The 789-nt window shown below is 36.6% G+C and carries 1 protein-coding gene; it reads left to right on the forward strand.

Annotated elements, in window-relative coordinates:
- Nucleotides 1–753, forward strand: a 753-nt coding sequence (locus G3A47_RS22695; protein ID WP_166926545.1) for a hypothetical protein, incomplete at its 5' end; no start/stop codon positions are given.
- Between the last annotated feature and the right edge of the window lie 36 nt (nucleotides 754–789).

Genomic DNA, 789 nt, shown 5'->3' on the forward strand with positions numbered 1-789 from the left:
GAACAACTGAAGACGTTTGCCATCGTATTGGTTATCGGCTTTGCTTTGCAAGTGAGCAATGCGTTTGAGCCTGTTAACGTAGAAACATGCTTGGTCGAGAATGGATTTACAAAAAATGAAGATGATGTGGCACTTATAGAGTGTATTGGAAAGCCAGAAGGTGTTGATAAACTAAAAAATGTTCCGAAAGAAAAACTGGCTGCGGCTTTGGCTTGCATGTACCACAAGGAGTATAAGGAGTCAACCTTGTATGATGTGCTTAAATTACTTACAGAAATGGATGATAAGGTAACAGAGGACCAGAAGCAACAAATGAAAGATACTTTGACTACTTGCGTTCAAGAAGCTAAGGGAAACGACCCTGAATTGCTAAACTGCATGAAGGCTGTTGATTCTCCATTCGATACTATCATAGCTACTCTTCGTGACCTTGATGAACAGTACATAAATTATTGCTTTCCAGCATGTGAAGTGAAGATTTCTGACTTATACACTTTAAAGACAGCTGTAAAAAAGATTGATGAAGTTCTGAAACATGTACCTCAAGAAAAATTCAATTGTATTACAGCATGTAGAGTGTATTACAAGGATGATCCAAAACAATTTATTTACAACATGATTACCGATATGATTGAAAAATCCGTATTATCGGAAGATAAGAAAACGGAGATAACAGGCATCCTGAAAAAATGCTATACCGAAGAAGGCTATAAAAAAAGAAGAAATGGCAAGCGTTTTGGAAAAAAGCATTGAAAAAAAGACAAAACTGAGCGAAACTTACCAACTACT

The organism is Flavobacterium poyangense (assembly GCF_011751075.1).
In the GTDB taxonomy this organism is placed as follows: domain Bacteria; phylum Bacteroidota; class Bacteroidia; order Flavobacteriales; family Flavobacteriaceae; genus Flavobacterium; species Flavobacterium poyangense.